General features: G+C 41.7%; 21 protein-coding genes and 1 pseudogene. 15 read left to right on the top strand and 7 right to left on the bottom strand.

Annotated features, from left to right (window positions below; all coding sequences use genetic code 11):
* The first annotated feature begins 12 nt into the window (after window positions 1-12).
* Both AC1D69_RS12370 and AC1D69_RS12365 read left to right on the top strand, forming a co-directional pair.
* The gene (locus AC1D69_RS12370; RefSeq protein WP_495456466.1) at window positions 13-1,611 is read left to right on the top strand and encodes a methyl-accepting chemotaxis protein; all 1,599 of its coding nucleotides are present in this window, start codon (window positions 13-15) and stop codon (window positions 1,609-1,611) included.
* Between the two features lie 35 nt (window positions 1,612-1,646).
* The gene (locus tag AC1D69_RS12365) at window positions 1,647-2,750 is read left to right on the top strand and encodes a protein-glutamate methylesterase/protein-glutamine glutaminase (RefSeq protein WP_495456465.1); all 1,104 of its coding nucleotides are present in this window, start codon (window positions 1,647-1,649) and stop codon (window positions 2,748-2,750) included.
* Between the two features lie 691 nt (window positions 2,751-3,441).
* Here the strand turns inward: AC1D69_RS12365 and AC1D69_RS12360 are convergent.
* Complete coding sequence (locus AC1D69_RS12360; RefSeq protein ID WP_495456464.1) at window positions 3,442-3,774, bottom strand: heme oxygenase; 333 nt, start codon at window positions 3,772-3,774, stop codon at window positions 3,442-3,444.
* A 220-nt stretch (window positions 3,775-3,994) separates the two neighbouring features.
* Between AC1D69_RS12360 and AC1D69_RS12355 the strand changes: the two genes are divergently transcribed.
* The 4 genes from AC1D69_RS12355 (at window position 3,995) to AC1D69_RS12340 (ending at window position 8,347) form a co-directional block, all read left to right on the top strand.
* Window positions 3,995-4,669 (top strand): glycosyltransferase, encoded by a 675-nt coding sequence (locus AC1D69_RS12355; protein ID WP_495456463.1) that lies wholly within the window; start codon window positions 3,995-3,997, stop codon window positions 4,667-4,669.
* A 285-nt stretch (window positions 4,670-4,954) separates the two neighbouring features.
* Entirely contained in the window at window positions 4,955-5,779 is an 825-nt protein-coding gene (locus tag AC1D69_RS12350; RefSeq protein WP_495456462.1) for a DUF6492 family protein, read from the top strand.
* Window positions 5,776-6,906 (top strand): glycosyltransferase, encoded by a 1,131-nt coding sequence (locus tag AC1D69_RS12345; protein ID WP_495456461.1) that lies wholly within the window; start codon window positions 5,776-5,778, stop codon window positions 6,904-6,906. Before AC1D69_RS12350 ends, AC1D69_RS12345 begins: the two co-directional genes overlap by 4 nt.
* A gap of 43 nt (window positions 6,907-6,949) precedes the next feature.
* The gene (locus AC1D69_RS12340) at window positions 6,950-8,347 is read left to right on the top strand and encodes a sugar phosphate nucleotidyltransferase (RefSeq protein WP_495456460.1); all 1,398 of its coding nucleotides are present in this window, start codon (window positions 6,950-6,952) and stop codon (window positions 8,345-8,347) included.
* A 62-nt stretch (window positions 8,348-8,409) separates the two neighbouring features.
* On the opposite strand, the gene AC1D69_RS12335 is transcribed toward AC1D69_RS12340, so the two are convergent.
* The 3 genes from AC1D69_RS12335 to AC1D69_RS12325 all read right to left on the bottom strand — a co-directional run bounded on the left by AC1D69_RS12335 (window position 8,410) and on the right by AC1D69_RS12325 (window position 12,067).
* A complete protein-coding gene (locus AC1D69_RS12335) occupies window positions 8,410-9,024 on the bottom strand; it encodes an NAD(P)-dependent oxidoreductase (protein ID WP_495456459.1) in 615 nt (204 codons plus the stop codon).
* A gap of 76 nt (window positions 9,025-9,100) precedes the next feature.
* A complete protein-coding gene (locus tag AC1D69_RS12330) occupies window positions 9,101-11,014 on the bottom strand; it encodes an FUSC family protein (protein WP_495456458.1) in 1,914 nt (637 codons plus the stop codon).
* 165 nt (window positions 11,015-11,179) lie between these two features.
* The gene (locus AC1D69_RS12325) at window positions 11,180-12,067 is read right to left on the bottom strand and encodes a helix-turn-helix transcriptional regulator (protein WP_495456457.1); all 888 of its coding nucleotides are present in this window, start codon (window positions 12,065-12,067) and stop codon (window positions 11,180-11,182) included.
* 124 nt (window positions 12,068-12,191) lie between these two features.
* Here AC1D69_RS12325 and AC1D69_RS12320 point away from each other — a divergent pair, with 124 nt between their 5' ends.
* Together AC1D69_RS12320 and AC1D69_RS12315 are read left to right on the top strand one after the other, a co-directional pair.
* Window positions 12,192-13,079, top strand: a complete 888-nt coding sequence (locus tag AC1D69_RS12320) for a sugar phosphate isomerase/epimerase family protein (protein ID WP_495456456.1) — start codon at window positions 12,192-12,194, stop codon at window positions 13,077-13,079.
* Between the two features lie 27 nt (window positions 13,080-13,106).
* Complete coding sequence (locus AC1D69_RS12315) at window positions 13,107-14,135, top strand: Gfo/Idh/MocA family protein (RefSeq protein WP_495456455.1); 1,029 nt, start codon at window positions 13,107-13,109, stop codon at window positions 14,133-14,135.
* Between the two features lie 154 nt (window positions 14,136-14,289).
* Here AC1D69_RS12315 and nagA read toward each other — a convergent pair whose 3' ends face one another.
* The 3 genes from nagA to AC1D69_RS12300 are packed head-to-tail and all read right to left on the bottom strand — an operon-like array spanning window position 14,290 to window position 17,060.
* Window positions 14,290-15,462, bottom strand: coding sequence for an N-acetylglucosamine-6-phosphate deacetylase (gene nagA / locus AC1D69_RS12310; protein WP_495456454.1), 1,173 nt, complete (start codon window positions 15,460-15,462; stop codon window positions 14,290-14,292).
* Window positions 15,462-16,187 carry a glucosamine-6-phosphate deaminase gene (gene nagB / locus AC1D69_RS12305; protein ID WP_495456453.1) on the bottom strand — a complete coding sequence of 242 codons (726 nt, stop codon included), beginning with the start codon at window positions 16,185-16,187 and terminating at the stop codon, window positions 15,462-15,464. The genes nagA and nagB overlap by 1 nt, the downstream gene beginning before the upstream one ends.
* Window positions 16,188-16,190: 3 nt before the next feature.
* On the bottom strand, window positions 16,191-17,060 hold the full coding sequence (locus tag AC1D69_RS12300) for a MurR/RpiR family transcriptional regulator (RefSeq protein WP_495456452.1): 870 nt from the start codon (window positions 17,058-17,060) through the stop codon (window positions 16,191-16,193).
* Window positions 17,061-17,455: 395 nt separating this feature from the next.
* On the opposite strand from AC1D69_RS12300, the gene AC1D69_RS12295 reads away from it, so the two are divergent.
* The 7 genes and pseudogenes from AC1D69_RS12295 to AC1D69_RS12265 all read left to right on the top strand — a co-directional run bounded on the left by AC1D69_RS12295 (window position 17,456) and on the right by AC1D69_RS12265 (window position 24,366).
* Window positions 17,456-18,532, top strand: coding sequence for a mandelate racemase/muconate lactonizing enzyme family protein (locus tag AC1D69_RS12295; RefSeq protein WP_495456451.1), 1,077 nt, complete (start codon window positions 17,456-17,458; stop codon window positions 18,530-18,532).
* 100 nt (window positions 18,533-18,632) lie between these two features.
* A complete protein-coding gene (locus AC1D69_RS12290) occupies window positions 18,633-19,955 on the top strand; it encodes an ABC transporter substrate-binding protein (RefSeq protein WP_495456450.1) in 1,323 nt (440 codons plus the stop codon).
* A gap of 61 nt (window positions 19,956-20,016) precedes the next feature.
* A complete protein-coding gene (locus AC1D69_RS12285; RefSeq protein ID WP_495456449.1) occupies window positions 20,017-20,946 on the top strand; it encodes a carbohydrate ABC transporter permease in 930 nt (309 codons plus the stop codon).
* Entirely contained in the window at window positions 20,946-21,830 is an 885-nt protein-coding gene (locus AC1D69_RS12280; RefSeq protein ID WP_495456448.1) for a carbohydrate ABC transporter permease, read from the top strand. Before AC1D69_RS12285 ends, AC1D69_RS12280 begins: the two co-directional genes overlap by 1 nt.
* Window positions 21,831-21,865: 35 nt before the next feature.
* Window positions 21,866-22,963, top strand: coding sequence for a hypothetical protein (locus AC1D69_RS12275; protein WP_495456447.1), 1,098 nt, complete (start codon window positions 21,866-21,868; stop codon window positions 22,961-22,963).
* A 51-nt stretch (window positions 22,964-23,014) separates the two neighbouring features.
* Window positions 23,015-23,239, top strand: a pseudogene (locus AC1D69_RS12270) (sugar phosphate isomerase/epimerase); the annotation flags it as partial.
* 116 nt (window positions 23,240-23,355) lie between these two features.
* Window positions 23,356-24,366: a zinc-dependent alcohol dehydrogenase gene (locus AC1D69_RS12265; RefSeq protein WP_495456446.1), complete on the top strand. Its 1,011-nt coding sequence runs from the start codon at window positions 23,356-23,358 to the stop codon at window positions 24,364-24,366.
* The last annotated feature ends 61 nt before the right edge of the window (window positions 24,367-24,427 follow it).

Here is a 24,427-nt window from a genome sequence, read left to right as displayed (position 1 = left end):
AGGGGTATACATATGAAGTGGTTATATAACTTGAAAACAGCTGTAAAATTAATATCCGCGTTTGTTTTGGTCAGTTTGATATTGTGTTTTGTCGGCTATTCTGGAATAAACAATTTGAACAAGCTGGATGAGTCTATCGTGGATATGTATGAGGATCGATTAACTCCGATTGTTTATCTTGGTGAAGTGAATGAATTATTTCTCCAAAATAGAGTGAATATTCGAGATATAAATACAATGGCTAAGACGCAGGAGGATAAGGATGAATACAAGGATCTTATCCATGACAATGTCTATGAAATTGAAGAGATCATGAAAAAATATACGAATACTGCTTTGAGACCAGATGAACTGGAGAAGATGGAAAACTATTCTTCAACATGGCAACGTTACAAAGTAAGCGTAGATGATGCTATTAAAGTTAATAACAGTGACCTAAGTACGGAGAAATATACAAATTATCTACTCACAGGGGGGTTACAAACAGCAACAACTGAAATGACAGATCTCGTGCAAGGTCTAATCGATATCAAAATGAAGCAGGCTAACGGGGCCATAGGCTACGCCAATAAGCTATATGTATCTTCTCGGATTATTACAATCATCATTATTATTATTTCACTTCTGATCAGTGTAACGTTGGGTTATGTAATCTCTCAGATTATAGCACGGCCATTACGTCGGGTGATGAACCTGCTTAGTAAAGTAGCCAAAGGGGACTTAAGTGAAACTTCGGACATAGATACCAAAGATGAGATCGGAGTATTAGCTAATTCGGTCAATGAAATGATTCTGAATTTAAGACACACGGTAGGTGAGATTCTGCTCTCAGCAGATAGCGTCTCTGCGGCTGCTCAACAAATTTCTGCAAGTACGGAAGAGGTGGCTAATGGGAGTATGAGCCAAGCTAGCTCCGTTCAAACCGTAAATGAATTATTTCGTCAATTATCTCAAGCAATTAATTCCGTTGCGCAAAGTGCAGAGCAAGCCTCTGAACTATCCGATTCAGCCATGAATATTGCACTAGAAGGGGCTAAGGTGGTCGATAGTTCTATTAAAGGGATGATTAAAGTGAATGAAGAAATGTCTCGATTAGAAGAGGACTCTAATAAAATTAGCGAGATCATTGGAGTGATTGACGATATAGCCAAACAGACGAATCTCTTGGCACTGAACGCGGCAATTGAGGCGGCTCGTGCAGGAGACCAAGGTAGAGGATTTGCCGTTGTAGCGAATGAAGTGAGGAAGTTAGCTGAACGAAGCAGTGAGGCAACAAAGCAAATTACAAATATTATTAATGAGATACAACGTAATACCCAGCAAAGTGTGATTGCTGTAGAAGGAGGGGTCACTTCCTCACAGAAAACAGGTGAAGCCTTGGGGCATATCACCACAATAGTTAGTGACACAGCAAGCAAAGTATCTGAGATTGCGGCTGCAAGTGAGGAGCAGGCTGCTCAATCGACTGAAGTCATGTATTCCATTGAAAGTATATATGCAGCAACCGAAGAGTCAGCTGCAAGTAGCGAAGAAACAGCATCAACTGCACATTCTTTGGCCCAACTCGCAGAAGAACTGAACTTGTCAGTATCTATGTTCAAAATCAATTAATCATCATCAGGAAGAAGCATAGCGGGGGATTATTAATGTGGGACAGAGGAAGAGATGTAGATATTGTGCAAAAAATAAGGGTGCTGGTAATAGATAATTCTGTATTTATGCGGAATTTGATCTCTCTACTCATTGTAGAAGATGCTGAACTCGAAGTTATTGGAATAGCTCGAAGTGGATTGGAGGCTGTTACCATGGTGAAACAGCTGAAGCCGGATGTTGTAACGTTAGATATTGAAATGCCGGAAATAAACGGTATGGATGCTCTGACCAAAATAATGGAACAACGTCCAACGCCCATACTTGTGCTAAGCTCGATGACGCCAGCAGGAGCATTAGCAACGATTACCGCATTACAAACAGGAGCAGTGGATTTCATAACCATACCATCAGGTTCCAATTCATTTGATTTATTCAAGGTGAAGGAAGAGTTGGTATTTAAAATCAAACAAGCTGCACAAATCTCTCTGATCAGCCTTATTCTTAATAATATTTTCATTTCAAAAGTAGAGGAAGGACAGAACAAGATTCCTCAAGCTCGACTGTCAAAACAATTCGATCAGATCATTGCAATGGGGACTTCAACGGGGGGGCCGAAGGCACTGGATACGGTTATTACAGCATTGCCCGCCGATTTCCCCTACCCCATACTAGTAGTACAGCACATACCACCTGAGTTCACAAAGCCATTGGCAGAACGATTGAATTGCTTATCCCGTGTGCAGGTGGTTGAGGCAAAGCATAACCAACCTATATTGGGTGGTACCGTATATATTGCACCTGGAGATTACCATATGACCGCTGTCCAGACGAATGGGGAATTTAGAATCAGTCTTCATCAGGAGTTGGAGGTTCAGGGACACCGACCATCCATTGATGTGTTATTTGATTCTATTTCATTATGTAAGAGCCTGAAGCGGCATTTTATTCTTATGACCGGTATGGGGAGCGATGGTGTAAGAGGGATGATGTCCGCCAAGCAATCAGGAGCACATTCAACGATTGCTGAATCAAATGAGACGTGCATTGTATATGGCATGCCTAGAGCCGCAATTGAAATGGGCTGTGTCGATCATACGGTTCCCCTACATCTAATTACTTCTAAGATGTTAGAAGTTACCGGAGTGTTGAAACGCTAAGTCTATACTCATCATCTTAACTCGTATGAGCGGTAGATTATATTACAGAATTAAGGATAAATGAATGAATTAGATGGAGAATTTACAGCTAATGTGCTGCATATGTCGGTTAATACTCATCCTAACTGGAGAAACTCCTGTTAATATTGGCTAGATAACCGAATAAGAGCTATTTATCCGGAACTAACTGGATAATTTCCAGCTAGTACAACATTAAGGGGCCATATGAAGAAATTAGAAGGATAATTTCATGCTATTAAGTCTGATGTAAGGTAATAGGGGAGGGAGTGAAGCATTTTGAGCAATTCATATCAGTATATTCTGTTCTTGGGTAATCTCTCTTCGTTTACGTGTCTTCATCTATTAATTCTAGAAGTTAGCCGATGAAATCACACCTATGATATTGTTCGCCTCAAATCACCTCAATCACAAAAGACAAAAAGGCCGCCGTTTCATTGTTCGAAACAACAAAACAGCGGTTGGTTAATACTCCTCTGTATAAAAGAGACGACACCCTATAAAGGTAATGTACTATACTGGTTTCACACTATATTCCCTCAATTCTGAGGGGAAACAGGCAGACGGAGTAGAGACAGCAATCGCCAGATCAGGCCGGCAGACAATCTTGACCGTGAATGAATCAGGTGACGCTTCGCACTATAAAGGTACCATCTCCCCAGGAGTATAGTTATTATTTAGAGATTTCCTTCACGGCCGCCACTTCATACGTAATAATCTCATTACTAATGATAGGTGATTCTTGTTTTGGTGCATCTGGACTTGGTTCTGGGCGTTTGTGGGAAGCTCTGAACGCATCGCTATTTCTCCAAGTCGTGAAATCCTCTTGTGTTTCCCAGTACGTATTTACACTTAACTCGTCATAATCGGATAAGTTTTGAGTCAGTAATACTTCTACTTTGATCATACCTTTAGAAGAGTCCAATGAACCTGACGCTGTAAATCTTGGTGCCATGGCAGCACCCATTCCCTTTTTGACTTTCATTCTGTTCGTTACAATGATCATGCGACATTACTCCTTTTATAGTATTTTTGAAACCTATATTTAAATGGAGACTTTCATATTATTCTAATCCTTTAAATATCAAAAGCAAATATTAGCTACTTTTGCGGTCACGATGGATCTGCATTAGATTGAAGTTCCATGCATGAGATAGATCAAAGTGTACACAATAAATGGGATGCTATTCCATCCCAATTTATGCTTAAAAAGGAGAAATTACTTTATGAAGATCCGGAGTTTGAAGTTAGCGATGCTAATCGTGATTCTATTAGCAACGGTGACTCCATTAAAGGCCGAGGCCATGCACAATGATAAGAATAATGAACAAGCCCTTACTACAGCACATAAGGAATGTCTAAGCCCATCAAAAGTGAAACTGAAAGAGGATTTAAGAAAGTTATGGATCGACCACGTGGTATGGACTAGGAACTATATCGTTAGTGCCATTTCTGGGCTAGAGGATCAACAGAAGGTATTGGAGAGATTACTACAGAATCAACAGGATATTGGGAATGCGTTCAAACCGTATTATGGGGAAGAAGCGGGTAATAAGCTAACAGAACTATTACGGGAGCACATCTTAATCGCGGGAAAAGTAGTAGGTGCAGCGAAAAGTGGAGATCAGGCTAATTTCGATAAACTCAATAAAGAATGGTACAGAAATACGGATGACCTCACTAAATTCCTCAGCAGTATTAATCCTCATTGGTCGGAAAAGGTACTAAGGGACATGTATTATGTGCATTTACAACTGATAACAGACGATGTCACAGCAAGACTTAAAAAGGATTGGGATGCTGAGACCATCGCTTTTGATAAAGGTTTGGATCATATGATCGAATTCGCAGATATCCTTACTGACGGAATAGTTAAGCAGTTTCCAGATAAGTTTAAATAAAGAATTTGATAACAAAGAAGCTATAAGTGCTATTCGTGCTTATGGCTTCTTTCGTTACATTAGATCATGATTCGTCCCATCGAGAATGGCTCCAAGAACGTTATAGATTCATAGAAACAATCTCGTATGTTCCAGCTAAGTTATAACGGATAGCAAATCAAGAATTAGCCTTGCAAAGGCGGAATTACGGGGGATTTTTAGACTTTATACCACTTCTGAATGCCCAATCCATCTGTTCTGGTATGCATATCATATAGCAAAACCTTGATAGATGGAGTTGAAATAATGCCAATCCCTCAGAAGAGTCCATTAAGCAGTAAGACAAAGATAGATATCTTGATCCCTGCGATTGAAAAGGATTTAGGGACGCTCCCTTTTGTGATTGATTCCGTAAGGAAATATGTGAAGCACCCCATCGGTCAGATCATGATTGTTGCGCCGAGAAAGAAAAGAATCATGGATTTATGTGTTAGAAAAGGATGTAAGTTCATTAATGAGAATACAGTGCTTCCAATAACTAAAAAAGATATTAACTATCGTTCGAGAACATGGGAACGTTCAGGATGGCTATTTCAACAACTATTGAAACTGAATGGGGATACCCTTGGCTCTTCGAACTTCTTTCTGGCGATTGACGCTGATACGGTGATGATTCGTCCGCATGTCTTTAGAACGGGGAACAAGACGGTATTTTACACGAGGAATTGGAGTAGAAATGAATACTTCACAACGTATCGTAAACTTCTTGGAAGGAAACGCTCCACATCCACATCGTTTGTCACACATTATATGTTATTTGAGAAATCAAGACTCGCAGAGATGAAAAGGGTTATTGAAGCGAAGCATCATAGAAGATGGTATTCCGCCATTATACGGAGTATGGATAAGACGAAACAGTTCGCCTTTTCCGAATTTGAGACATACGCGAATTATGTGTATTCAACGCATCCAGAGGGACTAATTCTTAAGAAATCCTTGAATAAAGGTCTAAATATGAGTGTTACTCAAGCATCAGAGGCACGGGTGAATCGCCTGTCTAAACAATACAGATCTATTTCTTTTCACAAACGCAAAGACTATTCAAGAAAATCGACGGTGAAGAGGAAATGAGCAATTACCAAGTAGTATGGAAGGGACCTGTACACAAAGCCTCTGGTCTTGGCATAGCCAGTAGGGCTTATGTTCAGGCATTGAGACGACAAGGTGTGAACGTCAAGGTTGGAAATACATCAAATACATCACGCACAAACGGTAGTGGTAGGGGTAAGAAAATTCTAATCTATCATCATTCGCCACATACGATTAATTTTAGGAGAGAAAGAGCATATTACGACCATATTATTCTGAATACTGTCTGGGAGACAAGCCGAATACCTAAACGATGGATACCTTATATGAATAGGTTTGATGCTGTTTGTGTGCCCTCGATTCATAATAAAAAAGCTATGCTAAATAGCGGTGTTCGTGTTCCGATATACATCGTTCCTCATGGGGTGAACACTCGCAAATATACACCTAGTAATAGGAAAATATCGTTACAAAATTATAATAGACGATTTGCATTTATCTCTGTGTTTGGATTTCAACATCGTAAGAATCCGGAAGCTTTATTAAGAGCTTACTGGGAGGAGTTCTCTGCTGCAGATCATGTTGTTCTGATGATCAAGACGAACGGATATGCTGCACATGAGAATGAACAATGGATTAAGAACCGAATTCGGAATTATAAACAAAGACTTGGCATTCGCAATCAAACAGCTCCAATTATACTTACAGCCCGACATCTCAATTCACAACAACTGAAGGGAATCTATACGCGTGGTCAAGCCTTCGTGCTACCTACCCGTGGTGAAGGCGTGGGGTTACCTTTTCTTGAATCATTGGCAAGCGGAACCCCTGTGATTACTACGGGGTGGGGTGGGCATATGGATTTCTTGAATAGAAACAACTCATTCTTAGTGCCTTATAAATTAAGAAATCCTGCGATAAGAATGAAGAGTAGACATGCGATCTCTCGTAAATTCGGGGCATTGTTCGCACAAAGGGGACAACTATGGGCAGAAGTGGATGTTCGTAGCTTACGGCACAAAATGAGATTAGCCTATCAGAATCCTCAGTTATGTCAAACCAAGGGACGCCGAGGTAGACACGATGTGCTTAGGTTGTCTTGGGATCGAGCGGGATTCTCTTTGAAGCAAGTCATCGATACAGTCGCGCGGACACAACGCCGAAGGTAGGAGTGGAAAATCTAGTCATCTTTTCGAAAGGGGGAGAGATATCGTGAGAATCGTTCTATTATCTGGAGGTTCGGGAAAGAGACTATGGCCGCTCTCCAATGAGATTAGATCTAAGGTATTTCTTAGATTGTTGAGATCGGATGAAGGCGGTAAGGAATCGATGATTGAAAGAATATGTAGGCAATTGGATTCCGTAGACTTACTTCAATCGACCTCTATTGTTACACATCGCAGCCAAGTTGAGATTACACAGACTTATGTGGGTGATGTGGTTCCCATTCTAGGCGAGCCTTATAAAAAGGGGACGTTCACAGCTATTGCGCTAGCTACAAGCTATTTTCATTCCAAGATGCAGATAGATCCGGACGAAACGATATGTGTTCTTCCCGTAGATTCATTTGCAGAGACAGCATTCTTCCAACTCCTTCACACATTCCCTGATGTTCTTACGAAATCCCAGGCTGATCTAGCGCTTCTTGGAACGGTACCTAAATATCCCTCCAGTCAATTTGGCTATATTGTACCTAATATCGGTCGTATCCAGGAGAGCACGTATTTGCCTGTTACTCATTTCGTTGAGAAGCCTGAAGAACAGGATGCCGTCCGCCTAATCAACAGTGGGGCATTGTGGAACTGTGGTGTTTTTGCATTTTCTCAAAAGTTCATGCTTACCTATATGAAGAACAAGGGTCTACCGATAGATTATGATGAATATCTCCTACAGTATGAGTATCTCCCTGAGCTTAGTTTTGACCAGGAGGTTGTGGAGCAAATAAATCATTCCGTGGTTATTCCTTATGATGGCACATGGAAGGATCTTGGTAGTTGGGATGCATTGACGAGCCATATCGAGAGTAGTGTCATAGGCACAGGACAAATCTCTAGTGATTCTATCAATACACATTTAGTAAATGAACTAGCGTATCCCATTCAAGTCATTGATGTTTCCAATATCATTGTAGCTGCAAGTCCCGATGGGATTCTGGTTGCAAGTAAACGGAATGCTAATCTAATAAAAAAACAGCTTCATGAGGTCAAACAAAAGCCTAGATACGATGAGAAAAGATGGGGGACTTACCTGGTTCTTGATCATACCAAGTTAGTTGATGAGGGCATGGAAGCTGTGACTATTAAAGTGAATCTATTACCTGGAAAAAATATAAGCTATCATATGCATCAGAAGAGAACTGAAATATGGACTATTATTTCTGGATCAGGAGAGTATATCCTGGATGGCAAGCTAAATCCTATTGTCGCAGGGGATGTATTGCAAATTCCTTGTGGGATGAAGCATGCAATCAAAGCGATAACACCTCTTGAATTCATTGAAATTCAGATAGGAACAGAACTGGATGAGGAAGATATCCTACGTATGGCGATGACATGGGAGGATGTGATGAAGTTGTGTGAAATTGTTCATGTAAAAGATACCGAGGTATGAGTTGTAGCAAAGTAGATCATACCTCTTACCATGTAGAGGAAAGTGTTGAATTTAGATATGGCTTAGTAGACTAATCCTATTGACTTGTTCACATAGGTATCATCTGCGAGAGCTTTTAGAAGGAAATGAGCGACATCCGCTCTAGAAATTTTCTGCCCACCATGTGCGACACCTGTCTCTGTCTCACGATAGACGCTCGTCTGTTCCCCGTTTGTTAATTGCATTGGGCGAGCAAGGGTCCATTGAAGGTGAGTTTTCTGAAGAAGTTCATAAGATCTACGGTGATCCGCAAGCGGATTTCGAAGAAGGAAACCAACAAAGGAACCAATGAGGCCCTTCAATTCCTTATGGATACCAGCAGAGGCAACATATGCAATTCGATTTACGCCATGTTGGGTCATGCCAGCGATGATATTGCGCACGATATCGGACATTAACGTTGTGGCACCCATGCCTTTATTTCCTACACAACATACGACAGCATCATGTCCCTGGATCGCAAGGCTGACGGCCTTTTCATCCAATCCGTCCCCTTGTACCATTGTCAGATGAGGGTGTTGCACGGATAACTTAGCTTGGTCACGGACGAATGCCGTTACTTCATGGTTGGCATCCAGCGCTTGTCGGACGACCTCTTGTCCTACGCCTCCTGAAGCTCCAAAAACAATAATCTTCATGTTAAATCCCCCTTGTTTTCCCTCATCATAGTGTAAACAGCTAGCGTTTGTCTATGAAGACCAAAGGTCATATGCATTATTGCATCTGGGTTTCTTGAATAGGTGCAAGCTGAAGGGCATCCTGTAGATCATGGATGTCTTTTTGGATTTGGGAGAATCCTTGGATTTCAGGGATAAGTTTCTTCTTAGTTAATGGACGTTCTTGTTCCATGGCAATGGCCATGGTTTCAAAAACAAAAAGCAGTTGAGAAAGACTCTCGTCGGATAATACAGGTCGATAGGCGTATTTTTGAGTGGATTCCAGTAGATAACCTAACTGTTCAATATAAAAAATAGCGGGACTGAGTTTTTGTAAGGATATTTTATTACTAGGCATTTCTCCTAGAGCTGTCGTGTAAACAATGGTTAGATTGGTCAGGTTAATACGCATTTTACGTTGTTCTATAGATTCTTCTAATTCATCGTTGCTACGATGTTCTGAGAACAACATCATAAGAAATTGTTGCTCACTTCGAATGGTCTTGGCCATTAAATGAGGAAGTAGACTCGAGGCCTGTCTTTTGCTGAACAATAATGTTCCTATAAGGCCAATAAGAGAACCGATTAGGACGTCTGTTACTCTAGCCGTAGTGAAATAGGTAGCATTATGTAATTGTGTTGTACTTTCAGCAAGAAGTAAGGCGTTCGGCGTTATGAACAGTGTTGCAATCGCATAATTAAGCACAATGGCAAGCTCTGTTAGGGCGGTTAAGATCACAATAGCGATGACAATGATGATCCCCTCGGGGTGAATAGAGAGAATTAACGTTGCGATCAGAATGCCAATGATCGTTCCGATGGAGCGCTGAATAGCGCGATGGAACGTAGAAAGGATGGTTGGTCCCGACATGACAGCCGCACAGGATAGGGTAATCCAATAAGAGCGGTTAAAGTCAAAGGAATAGGCAATAATCGCAGCAATAATAAGGACAATTCCGTATCTTAACGCCGTAAGGAATACGATCGAATTTTTATCAAAGGAACCCCCGAATACGGATTTAAGGGAGGGCCTAGCAATGTTCAAATCACGCTGTGTTGCGTTCAAAGGTTTGTGTATGAGATCCATGGCATCCCCTATTTTTAGAAACAAACGATATATATCTTCACTCATTTCTTTGGGTTGGAGAAGCTCTACATCAAGGGGTCCACTTCTTGTTCCAATTGAATTAGCAATAAGGCGAATGGAAGCACCAATCTCGGAAGGAAGCTTAACATTCTTCTCCTCACCATACTCAAGAACGTACATAAACAGTTGATTTGCTTGATCATTTAATAAAAAAAGGCGTATATACGGGTCAGGTGTTCGCCAAGATATATACCCTGCCACAAGAGTATCTTTGGCTGACTTCAACGATAATACGAGTCGCTGTCTGGCTTCGTTAGATAAGTCTGTCCCTATGGACTCTACGTAATCTGCAAGGTTGTTGTAACTCTTTTGTACAGAAGAAGTCTCGGGTCCGTAAGGGTTAAATGGCCAGCCTATCATTCCGATGATCCACGATAAAGCCCCACCTAAGAAGACTAGACCAGCACGTAAGGGAGCAAGTGAAGGATCAATATCCATCCCTGATGACATGGTAAAAGTCAGAACAAAGAATATAGCAGCGGGTCCTGCAATTCTTAAAGATCCAAAGATAAATGTACCGACAGCTCCAATAATACCGACAGTTATAGCCGAGGCGAGCCAGAAGGGGGCCAGAATACTCCCTAATGCCACAGAGATTGTCATTCCAAGGAGTGCGAAGAAGATCTTTTTGGCTCTTTGAGCATACGGAATATTAAATACATATAGGTAGGTGAGTCCACCTAAGCCTGCTAATAAGCCATAATGTAAATTTCCTAATATTAATCCGATGAGGGGTGGTATGCCAGAACATATCCCAGCACGAATGGCCTTGTTCCATGGCAGAGGAATCTTATTCACCTTAAAGGCCTGTTTGATCGTTGTCATAAATAAAAGCTCCTTTTAAACACACCTATACCTATCTATGTATAGTTGCGCAGAACTCCTTATTTTATACGAAATCTGTTTATCGCATCACGACGTAGTGGCGTAAATAAGATATGAAGTCAGATCTGTGGGGAAATCCAGAGGAACGTCTTTAATTCTTGATTTTTAATTCTTTCTCGTTTGGGAGGGGGTCATCCCCTTGTATTGCTTAAATAGTTTGGTGAAATAATTTGGATTCTCGCATCCAACCTTGGCAGCAATTTCTGTTATCGTATCATTGCTCTCACGGAGTAGGCGTTCGGCTTCAATCATTCTACAGACGTTAACATATTCAATGAAGGTACGTCCTGTTAGCCGTTTGAACAACTTGCAGAAATAGTAAGGATTAAGACTAACCTGCTTGGCAGCCTGTTCAATCGTTATTTTATTGATAAAGTCAGACTCAATACGTTGAATAAGTTGCTTAAACCGTTCGCGGTTCGGTAAGTAAGACCCCACAGGTTTATCAGCAAGATGATGTGGCATAAAAGTACGAGATAGCAGCGTAAATAAGGTATGTAGCTTTGACTTAACGACAAGCTGATAGGCAGGACGTTTAGCTTCAAGTTCCTCTATTACCTCATCCAGTAATAAATAGTGGCGAATACATGTCTCGTCATGGTTAGTCGGTTTAACTGGGAATCGCATACGTCCTTCGAGATATGGGGCAACAAATTGCACGTGTAGTGGATCATTCACCCAGTCAATGAACAGTGAAGAATTGAAGACAATAGAATCATAGTACACGTCATCATAGCTTAGCGCATAACCGACATGTAGCCCACCACCTGGAATGATAATAACCTCGCCGGCTTTGACATGATAGGGTTGGCTATCGATGTGAAATAGTGCGGTACCCTTCCGCATGATAATAATTTCGAAATGTTCATGCCAATGTAAATAAAGAATGCAGTCATTAGGTTTGATGTTATGGTAATGATTTGGAAAGAGTTGAAACGGATATGCTTTATGCTCAATATGGGTGTTTTCCCAGAGATCCTTCGGATAGGTCAATCTTCATCACCACCACAAGATTAGACTAGTATTGAACAAGATAGACTAGAGTAATAAGCAAATCTCCTAGCTATAATGGAGATGTTACGAATACTATAAGCCAACATTGGAGTGAGATACAAGGATGGAAAATAAATTACGCATTGGAACATTAGTAGCTGGTGGCACCGCGGTTGAGGTTATTCCACAAATCGTGTTCCATGGATTTGAATCATTCAACCCGACCTTCTGGCAGACTACAGGAGATACGGATCTTGTAGACATGGCAAAGAAGGTTCGCGAGCTCGGAGACGAGCATGATTTTGTGATATCTGCGATTAGTGTGTTCGGGAATCCTTTAACAGGTGAAGGTAATAATGCGGATACGATTGCTAGTTGGGAACGTCTTATTGACCATGCGCATTTATTTGGCACAAACATTGTATCCGGTTTCACCGGTCGTCTGACAGGACAGTCCATTGATGAATCCATCCCTAAATTTAAGGAAGTATTCGGAGAGTTGACGCGTAGAGCAGCGGATAAAGGCGTTCGGATTGCCTTTGAGAACTGTGATATGGGCGGTACTTGGGCAACGGGCGATTGGAATATTGCACATAACCCTGCAGCTTGGGAACTTATGTTTAATGCGGTACCAGAAGATAACATTGGACTGGAGTGGGAGCCATGTCATCAAATGGTGAGTTTGATCGATCCAATTCCTCAACTACGTAAATGGGCTGATAAGGTGTTTCATGTGCATGGTAAAGATGCAACGATTGCGTGGGATATTGTGAAGGAACAGGGCGTACATGGTAAGGATCCGTTCGTGTGGCATCGGACTCCTGGTTTTGGTGATAGTAACTGGTCGGATATTATTACAATCTTGAGACAGAATGGCTATCAAGGAACGATTGATATTGAGGGATGGCATGATCCCGTCTATAAAGATGAGCTGGAAATGACGGGACAGGTGCATGCATTGAATTATTTGAAATATTGTCGTGGAGGCAATCCTGTTCCAAATCCTATATAAGAAACCCAAGGAGAGAGAGGTTCGGCGATGGAGGAAATTAAGCATCGAGTGGTCGTAGCAGGTTGTGGCGGAATGGCTAATACATGGGTAGACTATGCTATGGATAGAGCTGATATCGAAATTGTCGGATTAGTTGATATTAAAGAAGAGTTCGCGAAAGCGATGGCGGAACGCAAAGGTCTGACCTGCCCGACATTTACAGAAATTCAAAAAGCGATCATGGCTACAGGGGCTAATATGGTTTTTGATGTTACGATACCATCTAGCCATTATGCTGTTAGTAAGATTGCATTGGAGTATGGGTGTCATGTGTTTGCTGAGAAGCCTTTAGCAGAGTCGATGAGTGAATGCAAAGATATTGTTCGTCTGTCGAATTTGACTGGCAAGACGCATGCCGTTATGCAGAACCGACGGTTTGATCCTCGTATACGCGCATATCGCAATCTTATTGCTGAAGGAACGATTGGCAAGCCTGGTTATGTGGGGGCGGACTTTTTTATCGGGGCACATTTTGGTGGCTTCCGGGATGTGATGGAAAGTCCTCTATTGCTTGACATGGCCATTCATACATTTGATCAAGCGCGTTTCATTCTAGGTTCCAATCCGATATCTGTCTACTGCCAGGAGTTTAATCCTCCTGGCTCATGGTATCAAGGACATGCAATGGCGATCTGTATCTATGAAATGTCCGATGGTTCAGTATTTAATTATCGTGGATCGTGGTGTGCTGAGGGGGCATCTACATCATGGGAGTCTTCATGGAGAGTGACGGGTGAATATGGTACAGCAATCTGGGATGGAAAAGGAGAGCCGTACGCGGAGGTTGTTGCGGAAGGTCAGACCGGAAAATTTATTCTTGATGTTGAACGAGTGGAGGGAAAACCTGTCGAAATGAAACACACGTTCCATCAAGGTTGCCTAAATGAGATGTTCGCTTCAATTGCTGAGGATCGTATACCAGAAACGGACTGTAGCGACAATATATACAGCATGGCGATGGTGTTTGCTGCTCTTGAAAGTGCGAAGAGTGGCCGTAAGGTGCCGATCATATTGTAAAGTGAAGTGCTAAGGAACCTCATAAGGTTTTCATTGGTGACAATTAATACTCTGCAGCTCCTCCCGATATTTTGGGCTAAACAAAAACGCAGCCATCCTTCTACTGATTGATAAGGATAGCTGCGTTATTTTCATGTATACGATAAATAGTTGATTATACGATTTGTCTACCTTGAACATATACGTTGCGAAGGTTCAATTCATCGTCTAATAGAAGAATATCAGCTTGTTTACCAGCTTCAAGAGTTCCGATCTGTTGGTCCATTCCGAGCGATATCGCAGGATTTAGACTTGCAGCTCTGGAGGCTTCTTCAAGGGATAAGCCCACGTCCGATATCAGATTGCGGAAGCCACGAATCATCGTTAATGTACTTCCAGCAAGTGCTCCATCATTGTCCTTAAGTGTCGCTACTCCTCCGGACACTTTCACGGGTTGATCACCAAGCATATACTCACCATCCCCAAGTCCAGCTGCTGACATCGCATCTGTGATGAGGATCAGTTTATTAGAAGGTTTCATACGTGCTAGGATCGACATCACCGCTGGATGCACGTGGATCCCATCAGCAATTACTTCTGCTGCAATTCGATCATCACTTAGAACGGCACCTGCAGTACCAGGCTTACGATGATGAAGTGGCGTCATGGCGTTAAAGGCATGGACAGCTTGATTAAGGCCAGCATGAACAGCAACAATGATCTGTTCGTAAGTAGCATCCGTATGACCTAGAGCCGCTGTTATGCCGTTATCTCGTAACCATGAGATAACTTCAAGAGCCCCCTCACGCTCAGGAGCGAGCGTAACTTGATGAATAAGATCAGGATATTGTTGTTCCCATTCCTCTAGCCAACTTACAGTAGGGGGGACGATATGTTCAGGGTTCTGTGCCCCAGGCCATTGTGGGCTAATAAATGGTCCCTCTAGATGAACGCCCGCGATTTGAGCATATGGCATGTCCTCTGAGCGGTAAGCATTGACTTCACGAAGCACATTCTCAATGGCATGTTTAGGAGCAGTCATCGTTGTGGCTAGCATCGTTGTTGTTCCTTGAGAACTATGGAAGCGGCTAATGGCATCTAAGGTCTCACGGTCGCTGTCCATGAAGTCATGTCCTGCTCCACCGTGAACGTGTACATCCACGAATCCAGGAATGAGTAGTCCGCCTTCGTTCGATAGGCTCTTCCAATCTGTATAAGTGGAAGGCAGGTCCTTCTTCTCACCAGCATAACAAATCGTTCCTTCGGATATGGCGATAACTCCGTCTTCAATCAATCCCTGTGGTGTCAGTACTTTTCCGAATAAAAGTTGTTCTGTAACAGTTGTCATTAGAGTAGTCTCCCAGCAGCTTGATCTAGTAGAAGAATGACGTTAGGGTGACATTGTAGCAAGGAAGCAGGACATTGTGTTGTGATCGGACCATGAACAGCGGCTTTGATCGCCTCTGCCTTCTCAGCACCACGCGCAAGTAACACAATTTGTCGAGCTTTCAGGATGCTTCCTACACTCATCGTCACGGCCTGTTTAGGCACTTCCTCCATGGATGTGAAGAATCGAGCGTTCGCAGCAAGTGTCTCTTCTAACAAATCGACCACATGGGTGCTACCATTAAGATGGTCACTCGGTTCATTAAATCCAATATGCCCATTATGACCGATTCCTAGAAGCTGTAGATCAATTGGTCCGTTCTCCTCAAGGAGCTTGTCGTACGATTGACACTCTGCTGTCAGATCTTCTGCATTTCCGTTAGGTATATGAATCCGACTTGGATCTAAATCGATGTGTTGGAACAGATTGTAATTCATAAAGTTGTGATAGCTCTGTGGATGATCCTCGGAGAGCCCTACATACTCATCAAGATTATAAGAAGAAGCATCGGCAAAACTAACGAGGCCTTTCTCATACATTTCTGCTAATCGTGCATAGATACCTATGGGAGAACTACCTGTTGCAAGGCCAAGAACAGCCCTTGGATTGCTTTGTAATAGACTAACAATCAGATTGGCACCGGTTTGTACGAAATCTTCTTCTTGATTAAATGTAAGTATATTCATTTATTATCCTCCTCGATGATTACGGTAATATTGAACGTCGTTATAAGATTGTTCCAGCTTAGGAATAAAGTCTCCAAATTGTTGACTAAGCATCCCAGTAAACAGGATATCTATAATGTGTAGTTGCGCAATACGTGATGCCATATCTCCACGTCTCATACCATGTTCAAGAGAAGATGAGAAGAGAGGGAGTTCAGCGAGTGATGCAAGTGTATTACTTCCAAAAGAAGTTAGTGAAATGGTTGAAGCTCCCCGACGGGAAGCGCACGTTAAAGCATCAATCGTTTCAGGAGTTTCCCCGGAATAGGATACGGCAAAAGCGGCATCGTTAGGGCCGAGGGTGGATGCTGACGTGATTTGCATATGGGAGTCAGCAAAAGCAGTGCAGTTTACCCCGATCCGAATTAATTTTTGGTAGAAATCTTGGGCTACAATAGAGGATGTTGCCATCCCATACAGATCAATCCTTCTTGCTCCGCATAGCAGATCAACAACTTTGGTAAGTTTGGTTAGATCTAAAAGAGAGGTTGTATCTCTAATGGATGCTAGATGATTAGCTTGCATGGCCTCCACGATATGAGATAAAGGATTCCCTGCTACGATATCTTGATAAGCAGATGAGTGTGACGAATCGTCCGTTCCACCGGCTATTTCAGATGCGAGATGGACTTTGAAGTCAGGAAATCCTTTGAAATGGAAACCCTTGCAGAACCTTGTTATGGTAGCGGGGCTGAGAGCACATTGCTCTGACAACTCCGTAATACCAATATGAACAATTTCACTGGGAAAGGCTAAAATGTGCTCTGCAAGTTTGCGTTCTAACGGAGACAACTTAGACAATTGTTGTTGTAGGGTGTGAAGGATTGCGGCCATGTATACACCTCACTTACACTTGGATTGTAAACACTTTGTAAAATTATTTCTATAAATATATCGTTTATTAAGAAAATTATTTTCATAACTAATATAATATAATTCTTCTGTGGAAGCAACATGAATTGTATAATTTAAGTAAATTTTTTGAATCTTGAAGATGTAATCTCCTTGTAAATTAAAGCGCTTACATATTTTGTGTTATTATTAATGACATCATAAAAATAATTTCTCAGTTATTCAGTAATTGGTGGAGAAAAAAATGTCTTTAAAAGCTAAATGAGACATTTTATATCGTTTATAAGCTACAATAAAACAAGCAACAGCAAGCTAATTATCGTGGGGGTGATGACGTAAACATATCTAACATTGAGGTCTTTGCATTAATGCTTCCGATGAAACAAAACTTCACAATTTCAAGCGGTTCGGTTGGAAACATCAACCAAGGAGCGCCGCATGTATATGTGAAAGTGACGGCAAATAACGGTGTCGAGGGATGGGGAGAGGCAAGACCCAGTCATAGATGGAGCTATGAGACGTTAGAAACAGTAACGAGCACGATATATAACTATTTAAGACCTGTGTTACTGGGAACTAGTGCAACTGATCTTCATGCTATCCATTATTTAATGAATAGGGAGATCAAGAAGGGTACTAGTAGTGGACAGCCAATTGCAAAAGCTGCGATTGACATGGCTTTGCACGATCTGATTGGTTCAGCGAGTGATAAACGGTTAGCTGATATGTGGTTCTCTACTTATCGTCAAACATTGGAAATCTCATATCTAATCAGTACTTCGAATCCAGTAGAAGCCGAGCAGAAAGCGCAATACGCGCAATTAAATGGGTACAAAGGTTTGGATGTAAAAATTGGACTCAATCCAGATATCGATATCGATATTCTAGATGCAGTAAAGGGAGCAGCGCCGAACTTGTTTTTACGCGTCGATGCAAATCAGGCATACAATTTACAGCAAGCAGTCAAGCTTTCCAAACGTATGGAGCATATAGGCGTAGATGTGTTCGAGCAACCACTCCGAGCAAACGATTTATTCGGACATGCAGAACTTAGGCGCAAGACATCCTTACCTATTGCTCTTGATGAGAGTATTTGGACGGCAGGAGATCTCCTACAAGCTATTCGTGCTGAGGCTTGTGATTCCGTTGTGATCAAGCTTACCAAAATGGGGGGATTATCTCCTGCAAAACTATGCGGTGAAATCGCGAGGGAAGCAGGATTAGGACTTCTTGGCGGTGGATTGACTGAATCCAGATTAGGACTGACGGCTAGCGCACATTTATTCAATTACTTACAGATTACCGATCCCGTAGATTTGAATGGACCTATGTTCTTGGAAGACGACCCGATTCTTCAGGGACCTCTCATTAGTGGAGGGCAGGTTACGTTACCTGATAAACCAGGGATAGGCTGTGAGATTTCAATCGAGAAACTAAATAAATTTCGAATTTAAAATAATTAAGAATTGAATACTCAAATTCGGAGGACTTATCATTATAGAGTAATAATCGTTACTGAAGTTTATCTGATTATATATTAAGGGGGCATATACATTGTCAATATTCAAGAAAAAGTCATTTTCGATAATAGCTTCTATTGTTCTTAGTACTACTCTTTTAGCTGGATGTGGGTCTAATAATGCCAATAATAGTGCAGGAAACTCGGTAGCAGATTCTAAAGAGAAAGTAGAAATATCATTCTGGCATACGTATACGGATGCGGATGCAAAACCGATTAACACATTGGTAGACAATTTCAATAAGAGTCAAGATCGTATTTCGGTCAAAATACTCGGAAATCAGGACGCTACGAAGCAATTAACAGCAATATCTGGAGGTGCGGCACCGGATATAGTATTGACGTATTGGAATAACATCGGTCCATGGGCAGATGCAGGTGCTGTTCTTGATCTAACTGATAATATTGCAAAAGACAGCTTTGATATGAATTCATTAATTCCGGCATCTTTAGAACGAATGAAAGTCAACGATAAGTTTTACGCAATGCCATTCACGATGAGTATGGCTAGCTCAATTATGTACAATAAGGCAGCTTTTAAGGAAGCTGGGTTAACCAGTCCTCCTGAAACGTTAGAGCAGCTATTCGATTATGCTAAACAACTGATAAAGGAAAATGATTCTGGAGATATAACACGAATGGGATTTATCCCCGATTACCCTTGGATTGATAATGTGTTCTGGCCCGTTGTGTTTGGAGGCTCTTGGTATGACGCAGGCACAGGTAAAGTCACACCAAACGCAGAAGCTAATGTTAAAGCAATTGCTTACCAACGCTCATTTTATGAACAATTCGGTCAGAGTAAAATAGATAAATTTAAATCAGGAATGGGCAAGCGGGGTACTCCTCAAGATCCGCTCTTGACTGGACAACTAGCTATGTATGTTGGTTGGGAATATAATTTTATGCCAGATAGAACAGAAGAGGGACCCATTGGCGTTGCTGATTTCCCATATCCAGAGGATCAACCTGAGTTAAAAGGTGCTGGGATGGTTAGTCCACGTGCTGCGTTTATTCCTTTAAAAGCAAAGCATTCAGCGGAAGCATGGGAATTCATGAAATACATGATGACTACAGATGCACAGATTCAGTTCTCTCTTGATGCACATGTTATTCCAACGATAACGTCTGCTTTGGAAGACAGCCGTTTATTAGATGAAGATAATAAGACGATGTGGTCATTCTATGAAAGAGCAAAAAGTAGTAATTTGAACGGATTCCCAAACAGTGCATACATCAATGAGTACTTGCAATCTTTATCTGAGGAGACAGAGAAAGCACTTAAGGGAACGCTGACAGCACAAGAAGCTATGGACAAGGTTGAGGAGAAGATTCAACCTTTAGCAGATAAGAAATAAGAAGGTAGAGCAGCGGGCCGCCTATCGGTCCGCTTCTACCTTAAAGGGAGGAGAAGATATAATGGGAGCAAAGAGTATCAACTTCAAAGGAATTCGTAAAAGAGAGCGGAAAGTGCTAATCACAGGACTTTTATTTACCAGCCCATGGATTATCGGTTTCTTGGTTTTTCAACTATATCCCATCGTAACTTCTTTTTATTACAGTATGACTGAATATAATTTATTTAAAGCACCTGAATGGGTGGGGCTAGATAATTATAAGAATTTACTTATAGATGACAAGTTTTTCTTATCCATGTATAACACTATATACATTACAGTCGTAGGCGTCGTGCCTCATTTGGCATACGCTTTAGTGATGGCGCTACTTCTTAATAAGAAAGTAAAAGGTCAAAGTATATATAGAACAATTTATTTCTTACCCACGCTCGTCCCTGCCGTTGCAGGATCGCTATTATGGATGTGGTTGCTAAACTCTCAATATGGATTTATTAATATCGCACTTAGCTATGTTGGTATTACTGGCCCGAACTGGCTGATAGATCCAGATTGGACGAAGCCATCACTTGTATTAATGGGTTTCTGGGGAACGGGGACCATCACGGTGATGTATTTGGCGGCCCTCCAAGATGTACCAAGAATGTATTACGAGGCAGCTAGTATCGATGGAGCGAGCAAATGGAGACAATTTTGGACGATAACATTCCCTTTTATCTCACCTATGACAATATTTCAGTTACTTATGATGCTAATCTCTTCCTTTCAATATTTCACTGAGGGAATGGTGTTTGCCGAAGCGACGCAGTCGACAGGGGGACCTGAGAATTCCTTGCTATTCTACTCCATTTATCTCTATCAGCAGGCCTTCTCATTCTTGAATATGGGTTATGCTTCTGCTATGGCCTGGATCATGTTCCTAGTAGTCATGTTAATTACGCTTCTTATCCTCAAGACATCGGCTAAGTGGGTTTACTATGGAGGTGATAAGTAATGTCAAATCTAGCTGTTTCATCGAATGACTTAGGTTTACCAGCGGCCAAAAGAAAAAAGGAATCAAAGAAAAAGGTGAAATCTATACTCAAGCATTTTGTTCTTTGTTTAGCTGGCGTGTTTTTCCTTGGACCATTTGCTTATTTGTTACTTACATCAGTTAAATCAATTGAAGAAATTTTCGCTATACCCTTTGTATGGTGGCCAAAAGAATTCTATTGGACCAATTATTCAAACGCAGTCAACTTTATTCCATTTTTTAAATATACCTTAAATACGTTATTCGTTGCTCTTTTATGCGTACTGGGGGAGTTAATTGCAGCGCCATTAACGGCTTACGGACTCGCAAGAATCCCTTTTAAGGGGCGAAACTTTTTATTTATGATCATCATGGCGACAATCATGTTACCAACTCAGGCTACGATGATACCTCTATACGTTTTGTTTAACAAAATGAACCTGATCAATACGTATTGGCCCTTGATCCTTCCTGCTTTTTTTGGAGCAGCGTATTATATCTTCTTACTTCGACAGTTCTTCATGGGTATTCCTCAGGAAGTATCGGAATCCGCCAAGATTGATGGAGCCTCAGAATTTCGGATATACGCTCAAATCATGTTGCCACTATCTCGTCCAGCACTATTTACCGTTGGTTTGCTCGTATTCTTAAGTTCTTGGAAGGACTATCAACTACCACTTGTCTATTTAAACGATCCGGAGAAATGGACCTTGTCCGTAGGGCTGAAAGCCTTCATCGGAGAGTACAACATCGAATGGGGTATGTTGATGTCAGCTGCAGCGTTATTTACGTTTCCAATGATCATATTGTATTTCTTCGTACAGAAAGTATTTATTGAAGGAATTACGATGACAGGTTCTAAATAATCCATTAATAAGTATGCAACAGGAGATGAGAGAATATGATAGATCTTGCTTCTCAGATCATCAACGGGATGAAGCCTTATTTCAATAGTTTACTAAGAAAGGATCCAAAGACTGGATTTCTGTATATATTCGATGACGAGTTGGGCGAAAAGGCAAGTTGCTGTACGACAGGGTTAGCGGCGTCCTTGTATGTGTTGGACGGTAAATTAAACAGAAATTCTGAGGGGTTGGAAATTGCTAAATGTCTAGTGGAGGAAGTGAGAAGACGTCAGCTACCAAATGGTGGCTTTTCACAGCCCTTCTATGTGAAGAAAGGTGAACCTCTAGTAGTTGATATTGCAGAGATTGGTGCCGTTGCTAATAGCTTATATCATGTACACAAAGCGACGGGAAGTGATGCAGCCAAAGAAAGTTTACTTCGTGCTGCACAATATTTACTGACTCAGGTTGCTGTAGAGAACCCAGCGGTTGTACTGAAACGTCCTAGCTCAGACTTTGACGTGCTGAACGGGGATATGTATGCTGCACACACATTTGGCAGGGCCTACGAACTATCTGGTGATTTAATCTATTTGGAGAAGGTTCATCAAATATTTAACCATTTAGCGGATCGATTCGGAAAAAATGAACCGGGTTGGTGGCCTTACATCGAGAACTGGGATGGCTCTGTGCATATGGGAAATAGTGTACTCTACCAAGCGACAATTGTTGCTTTTGCGTATACTGCTTTACCCTTACTAGAGGGTCAATTGTATGAACGTTGGTCAAAGGTATCTGCTGCTGCAGTAGATACTATGCTAGAAGCAATTAAGCAGCCTCCTTCGGAAGAAAGCGAAGCGACATGGTGGACGAGGGATTGGTCTAATGGCTGGGAGCTTTATTTATCCTTCTGGAGAAGCCAATCATCAGATATTTGTATGCTTGGGAAAGACCGTTTCGCAGAGGTATCTGCGAGTATAGCAGAACGAGGTCATTCACTATTTACTCCTAATATTCAGAATGACCTACCAGATCGTTCACCTGTTACGACAACCTTTCGTAAAGCTACGGGATTTGCTGGAATTACAGCTAATATCATTCTAGATGATTGGGTTCTTGACGAAGAGGATGAATATATGAATGGCAAAGCTTAAAATAGCGGTGATCGGAACAGGTTCGATATCAGGTGCCCACTTACAAGCGCTGCCAATATGGTTATGGTGACGGGTGATGATCCTGGGAAGGGAGTTCACTTATTGAAGGATTATATCGTGCATACTCATGTGAAGGATGGGATCAGACATCAAGTGTTCGATCCACGTATCCTGTATGGGGCGGTAGGATTCGAGCCGATGGAGCATGGGGCGATTGCCAAACTTCTGCGAGAAGGCAAGCTATTTGAAGAGGTGCCACTTGGAGAAGGAAGTGTAGTCAAGAGATATCGGTAGTGCTAGAGCTAAGGTCATAATGAAGCATTTCGTCAGTCATATTATTTTCTTAATTATTGGATCAGCCCATTATATGGACAAAAGGAGACTAATTACAAATGAAGCAAATCATCGTGAAACAGCATGTTGCACTTCTTGAAGAAGCGGATGCTCCCGTATTAACGGTTGATCACCCATATCGTGTGCTCGTCAAAGTCAAATACTCTTCTATCAGTCCGGGTACAGAGCTGAACCTGATACACAATATGGATGTTACAGATGGATTCAAGCTTGGTTATAGTGTGTCAGGAGAAGTTATAGCGGTAGGTAAAAAGGTGGATGATTTGGTGCCCGGTGATTTAGTCGCCTGTTATGGTGGCCCATACGTTTATCATGCGGAGCAATTATCAGTGCCTAGACAGTTATGTGTCCGATTATCGTCGGATAAATGGTTACGTGAAGCTGCACTAGTTGGATTGAGCTCTGTTGCGATTCATAGTGTAAGAAGGTTGTCTATAGAATTTGGCGAGACCGTCTGGATTATTGGCTTAGGGCTACTGGGTCAGCTAATGGCACAATTTAGTAAACAAGCTAACTACCGTGTGTTTGCGACCGATATGGACCCTGCACGAGTAGCAGCTGCTAAAGAATTTGGAGTCGACGCTTATTTAGCCAATGATGAACATCTTGCTGAGCATATAGAACGGTTTACAGAAGGTCATGGGTTTGACAGCATTGCTCTGGTGGCCCATTCATTGAAACCCAATATTATCGCTACAAGTATGGAAAAATTGGCGTTCCGCGGAAAATATGTGTTGGTTGGTAACGTTCCTATTGAATTCCCGCGGGAGCTCTTTTTCCAGAAGGAAGCTGATTTCGTAATTGCTCGTGCAGCTGGACCAGGTCGATACGATGAACAGTATGAGGAGCTGAATATTGACTATCCCAAATCGTATGTTCGTTGGACAGAAGGCCGGAATATGGCGGAATTCATACGGCAGCTTGAAGAGGGAATCATTCAAGTGGAATCGCTTATTTCAAAGGAATATTCTATTGATGAAGCACCCGAGGCTTACATTGCGATGAAAGAAGATATAAGCAACACGCTGGGTGTACTAATTCGCTATTAATTACTTAATATTCTTGCGGCTGCCCAGCGTTTGTGATAATAGAGAAAGATAAGATATATAA

The sequence above is a fragment of the Paenibacillus sp. Y301 genome (genome assembly GCF_059445505.1).
Note: the sequence above shows the minus strand (reverse complement) of the source record. Positions and strands in the feature narration are given on the sequence as shown.